The sequence below is a fragment of the Streptomyces sp. KLMMK genome (genome assembly GCF_036961605.1).
In the GTDB taxonomy this organism is placed as follows: Bacteria; Actinomycetota; Actinomycetes; order Streptomycetales; family Streptomycetaceae; genus Streptomyces; species Streptomyces telluris.
In genome coordinates this window covers 1-5,297 of the sequence record NZ_JBAMDC010000427.1, presented here as the reverse complement: position 1 = coordinate 5,297, position 5,297 = coordinate 1, and the positions used below count along the sequence as shown (strand labels likewise).

General features: G+C 75.7%; 5 protein-coding genes and 1 pseudogene. 2 read left to right on the top strand and 4 right to left on the bottom strand.

All coding sequences use genetic code 11. From position 1 onward, the window contains the following. The coding region (locus V7793_RS32880) for an AAA family ATPase (RefSeq protein ID WP_336013370.1) at window positions 1–1,074 on the bottom strand (1,074 nt) is incomplete at its 3' end. A 64-nt stretch (window positions 1,075–1,138) separates the two neighbouring features. Continuing rightward, window positions 1,139–1,813 (bottom strand): TetR/AcrR family transcriptional regulator, encoded by a 675-nt coding sequence (locus tag V7793_RS32875; protein WP_168090955.1) that lies wholly within the window; start codon window positions 1,811–1,813, stop codon window positions 1,139–1,141. A gap of 70 nt (window positions 1,814–1,883) precedes the next feature. Here V7793_RS32875 and V7793_RS32870 point away from each other — a divergent pair, with 70 nt between their 5' ends. Then, the gene (locus tag V7793_RS32870; RefSeq protein ID WP_336013369.1) at window positions 1,884–3,356 is read left to right on the top strand and encodes an MFS transporter; all 1,473 of its coding nucleotides are present in this window, start codon (window positions 1,884–1,886) and stop codon (window positions 3,354–3,356) included. Between the two features lie 117 nt (window positions 3,357–3,473). Beyond that, the gene (locus tag V7793_RS32865) at window positions 3,474–4,076 is read left to right on the top strand and encodes an NAD(P)H-dependent oxidoreductase (protein WP_336013368.1); all 603 of its coding nucleotides are present in this window, start codon (window positions 3,474–3,476) and stop codon (window positions 4,074–4,076) included. A 68-nt stretch (window positions 4,077–4,144) separates the two neighbouring features. On the opposite strand, the gene V7793_RS32860 is transcribed toward V7793_RS32865, so the two are convergent. Together V7793_RS32860 and V7793_RS32855 are read right to left on the bottom strand one after the other, a co-directional pair. Continuing rightward, window positions 4,145–4,885 (bottom strand): class I SAM-dependent methyltransferase, encoded by a 741-nt coding sequence (locus V7793_RS32860; RefSeq protein ID WP_336013367.1) that lies wholly within the window; start codon window positions 4,883–4,885, stop codon window positions 4,145–4,147. Then, window positions 4,882–5,297: pseudogene (locus tag V7793_RS32855) on the bottom strand (hypothetical protein); the annotation flags it as partial. The gene V7793_RS32860 and the pseudogene V7793_RS32855, both read right to left, overlap by 4 nt.

The following is a 5,297-nucleotide window of genomic DNA, read 5'->3' as shown; positions in this document are numbered from 1 at the left end:
GCGGGGGGCGCTGCCCGCGTAGAGGGCCTTGGCGGCCTCGGCGTGCAGGCGCGCCCGCTCGCTGGGCGGCATCCGGGCCCGGAAGGAGGCCATGACGACGGGCTGGGCGAAGCCGATGCCGTCGTGGCCCTCCGTCAGGATGCCCCGGCGCACCAGCCGGTAGAGGGCGTCGGCCGCCTCGCCGGCGCCGATGCCGACGAGCCGGGAGACGAGCGGGCCGCTCGCCCCGGGCGCGACGATGGAGACGGCGTCGAGGACGGCGCCGACCTCGGGGGAGCAGCCGCCGAGCCGGGTCAGCAGGGTCTCGGCGACCTCCACCGGCGCCAGCCGGGCCACGCGGCCGGCGGAGAGGTCCCCGGGGGTGAGCCCGGTGCGGCGCAGTTCGCGCAGCAGGGCCTGGAGCAGCAGCGGGTTGCCGCCGGTGGCCGTGCGGCAGGCGCGCGCGAGGTCGTCGTGCGCGGGCTCGCCGAGGAAGGAGGACAGCAGATAGCCGACGCTGTCGGCGTTGAGGCCCTGCAGCACCACGCGGCGGTGGAAGAAGGAGGCGACGCCGGCCGCGGACTCCGAGCCCTGCCCGGCCGCGCCTTCGCCCGTCAGGTCGGGGCGGTCCGTGCCGAGGGTGGCCAGCAGGACGACGGGCAGGCCCTCCAGACGGGCTGTCAGATAGCCGAGCCAGTGCAGCGACGGGGCGTCCGTCCACTGCAGGTCGTCGATCGCGACCAGCAGGGGGGCGCCGACCGTGGCGGCCGTGATCATCCGGTGCACCGCGGCGGCCTGCCCGGCCCCGTCCGCGCCGTCCGCCGCCCGCGGGCCCCCGGGCTCTCCGGCAGTGCCGGTCAGCTGGTCGCGGATCTGGTGCAGGACGCCGTGGGCGCGGTCGCGCTCGCCGGGTCTGGCGCGCGCGGAGACCGTTGTGAAGCCCTTGCTGCGGGCGGTCCTCAGCGCGGCGCGCACCAGGTGCGACTTGCCGGCGCCGATGCCGCCCTCCAGTAGCAGGCTGGCCCCCATGCCCGTCTCCGCGGCGGACAAGGCCCCGTCCAGGGCCGTCATTTCGCTGTCGCGGCTGAGCAACAGTCTCTCCCTCCCCTCGTACCTGCCGGGCCGTCACGGCGCCCGGCCTCCGCTGCCCCCCCGCGCGTCAGAAGCCGTCGAAGACCCCGTGGCTGTGGCGTCCGCGCCAGGCCTCGGTGGCGACGCCCTTGAGCACGACCTCGACCACGTCCTCCGCGAGCGTCGCGGTCACCGGCAGGTGCCCGAAGAGCACCCGGTAGTACGTGGTGGAGGCCAGCATGTCGAGCAGCAGGTCGATGTCGGCGTCGGGGCGCAGGTCCCCGCGCCGGATGCCGCGGCGCAGCGCCTCGGCCGTCGAGGCCCGGCGCGTGTGGAAGAAGCGCTCCAGGAACAGGCTCTCCAGCTCGGGGTGGTCGGCGAGGTCGGCCACGAGAGCGGGCAGGACGCGCCGCCCCAGCGTGGTGCCGAAGGCCTGGCTCAGTGTGCCGATGCCGGCGATCAGGTCGCAGTGGGTGCAGCCGGTGTCGGGGGTCGGGGTGGCGCCCACGGTGGTGACCAGCGCGTCCACGACGAGGTGCTGGCGGGACTGCCAGCGCCGGCGCAGGGCCGGCTTGCTCGTCCCCGCACGGGCGGCCACCGCTTCGAGCGTCAGGTTCCCGTAGCCCGACTCGTTGAGGATCTCCATCACCGCGGCGGGCACGGCCGCGTCGATGCGGCCGTCCCGTGGCCTTCCTGTGCGCTGCTGACCGCCTTCGCGCGTCTCCCGCGCTTCGGCCACCGCGCCGTTCGGGGTGTTCACCATGCGGCCAGTATAGGTAAGCTGCAATTGATTCCGTCCCGGAACGTAACGAAACGTTGTGCTGGAGGTCGTCGTGTCGCAGGAGGTGAACCAGGCGGTGGAGGGGGTCGGCGGCCCGCTCGCGCCGCCCGGTGCGGACGGCTCCCCGTCGCCGGCGACGGCGGGGGAGGGTCCGGCGGAGAGCGTCTTCTCCGGGGCCCGCCGCGCGCTGACCCTCGGCGTCGTCCTGTCCGTGAGCATGGTCGCCTTCGAATCCCTGGGCGTGGCCACGGTCCTGCCCGGCATCGCGGACGACCTGCACGGACTCGGCGCCTACGGCTGGGGCCTGTCGGCCCTGATGCTCGCCAACATCGTCGGCACGGTGGTCGCCGGACGCGCGGCCGACCGGGGCGGGCCCGCGCGCTCCATGGCCGCCGGGACGCTGGTCTTCGCCGCCGGCTGCGCGGTGGCGGGCGCGGCGGTCTCCTGGCCGCTGTTCCTGCTCGGCCGCGCGCTGCAGGGCCTCGGCGTCGGGGCTGTCATGAGCATGGCCTACACCGTGATCGGGCTCGCCTACCCCGAACACCTCAGGGCGCGCATGTTCGCCCTGCTCTCCTCGGCCTGGACCGTCCCCTCGCTGATCGGCCCCGTCATCGCCGGCACGCTCTCCGGCCTCGCGGGCTGGCGCGCCGTGTTCCTGCTCATGCTGCCGCTGATCGCCGTCGCCGCGGCCCTCACCCTCCCGGGCCTGCGCCGCCTCGACCGCCCCGCCGCCTCCGCCGCCGCCCCCGCCGGACCCTGGTGGCGGAGCCCCCTCGCCGCGAGCATCCTCCTCACCGCGGGCACCGCACTCTTCCTCCAGGCGCTGCTCCTGAAGAACCTCGCCCTGCTGATCCCGCTCGCCCTCGCCGGCCCGGCCCTCGCCGTGCCCGCCCTGCGCCGGGTCACCCCCGCCGGAACCCTCGGCCTGCGCGCCGGAGTCGGCGCCGGCATCGGCCTCCGCTTCCTGCTGTGCGGCGTCTACTTCGGCAGCGAGGCCTTCCTCCCGCTCGGCCTGCAGGAACTGCGCGGCGTGGACGCCTCCCCGGCGGGCCTCGGCCTGTCCGCCGGCGCCATCACCTGGGTCGCGGGCTCCGCCTGGCAGGCCCGCCGCGACGGCCGGGCGCAGGGCCGCACCGGCAGCGTCACCCTCGGCTTCGCCGTCCTGCTCGCCGGCCTCGCCGTCATGGCCGCCGCCGTCCTCGCCGAGGCCGTGCCCCCGCTGGTCGCCGTCGCGGGCTGGGCCGTGGGCGGCTTCGGCATGGGCATCGCCTTCAACGCCGCCACGACCGACACCCTCGAACAGGCCCCCGCCGCCCAGCAGGGCCTCGTCAGCGGCTCCCTGCAGCTCGCCCAGACCCTCGCCACCGGCCTGGTCTCCGGCATCGGCGGCGCCGCAGTCGCCACGGCCCACCGGCACGGCGCGACCACCCGGGCCGGGCTCGTGTTCACCTTCGCGCTCACCGCGGCGCTCGCCCTGGCAGGCGTGCTGCTCTCCAGACGCCTGCGCCCCGCCCCGGCCGGCTGACCGGCCGGCCCCCCGACCTCACCCCGCACCTGCGGGGCCCTTCCCCCAAGGTCCCCGTCCCCAAGGCCTGCGCACCCCGAGGCCCCCTACGTCATACGTCAAGGAAGGAGTCCGACCGTGGAGAACGTACTGCTGCTGGGGCTGAGCGCCCCGGCCGACGACGACCCCTACGGCGACCCGCTGCTGCGCGCGCTCTCGGCCCCCGGTGCCTCCGGCACCCGGCTCGTCGTCAGCACCGCGCCGTCCGTACTGGCCCGGGCCGGCAGTGAGATCATCGCCCCCTCGCACCCCGTCGCCGACGCCCTGCGCCAGATGGCCTCGCTCGCCGACGGCATCGTCATCACGACCCCCGAGACGGCCGCCGCGCCGCCCACCTCCCTGCGCACGCTCCTCAACTGGCTGACGTGGCCCACCGAAGGCTCCCCGCTCATCGGCAAGCCCGTCGCGGTCATCACCACCTCCACCGCCCCCGCGGCCGAGCCCGAGCCGTACTGCGAGGCCGAGCGGATGCTCTTCTCCGCCGGCGCCACCATCATCGGCCCGCGCACCGTCGTCCCCCGCATCGACCGGACCCTGCGCGAGGAGCCCGACGGGCAGGTCGCCTTCGGCGACCCCGGCGCGGCCGTCCGCCTGCTGTTCCACATCCACCGCACCGCCGCGGCCGCCCGGGAGACCTCCGGCCTGCCGCCCGCGGACGACTTCCGGCCCTGGCTGCTCTGACCGCGCGCGAAGGACGGCCCCGGCGGCGGACGATCGCCGCCGGGGCCGGCGCGCCGCAGGTCAGGCCGTCAGCCGGCCGTGCAGCGCAGCATCGCCAGCGGCGGATTGGCGAGGAAGTTCTCCCAGAACTCCGCGCCGTACCTGCTGACGCCGTCCTCGGGCACCTCCAGCGGCACCCACGTGACATCCCGGAAGCCGGCCGCCCACAGCGCGCCCTCGCACACCTCGCGCCGCGGGTAGTTGGTCACGAACTCGACGGGGGAGTCGAGCAGCGCCGTGATCCGCACCCGCGGTCCCACCTCGCCCTCGCCCACCTGCTCGTAACGGAAGCCGTACTTCTCCGTGGGCGGGCCGTCGAAGCGGAACTCCGGCGCCTGGGTGAGGACGAAGAACTCCCCGCCCGGCCGCAGGCTGCGGTGCACGCCCCGGCACATCCACTCCATCGTGGCCGCGTCGTCGGCGTAGTTGAGGAGGTAGACGGCCGTCGCCACGTCGAAGCGCCGGTCGAACAGGGGCAGGTCGGCGCCGTCGCCGACCAGGTAGCGCACCCCCAGGGGGTTGCGCTTCTCGATGGACCAGGCGGCGGCCACCATCGTGTCGGAGACGTCGACGCCGAGGACCTCCGCGGCGCCGAGCAGCTTCGCCTGCCGGCTGTAGAAGCCCGTCCCGCACGCCAGGTCCAGGACCGACTTGCCGCTCAGGTCCCCGAGCATCCGCAGGAAGCTGTCCGACTCCGGGTAGCGGGCCATGGGCAGCGACTTGAATCCCTCGTAGGCCTCGCCGATGTCGTCGTACTGCTGCACGGTCATGTGAGTTCCTTCTCCAGGGGGGTGTCGAGGAGGCCGGCGTCCGCCCCGGGGACGGGCCGGCCGCGCAGCCGGTCGCCGGCCAGGGCGGCGCGCCTGCCCTGGTGCCGGGCGGCCGCCAGCGCCTGGACGGTCGGCAGGACCCCCGCCGACCGGGCGTGCGACGTACCGTACGGATTGCCGCCGGCCTCGAACACCACGGGATCGGTGTAGCCCGGCGGCACCACGACCGCACCGCAGTGGTGCAGCACGTGGTGGAGGGAGAGGAGCGCCGACTCGCTGCCCGCGTGCGGCCGGGCGGTGGAGACGAACCCGCTGGCGGGCTTGCCCGCGAGCGGCCCCGGGCCGGCCGGGGGCTCCAGCGACTGAAGGAAGCCCAGCAGCGGCGCGGCGACGGCGCCGGCCCGCACCGGGG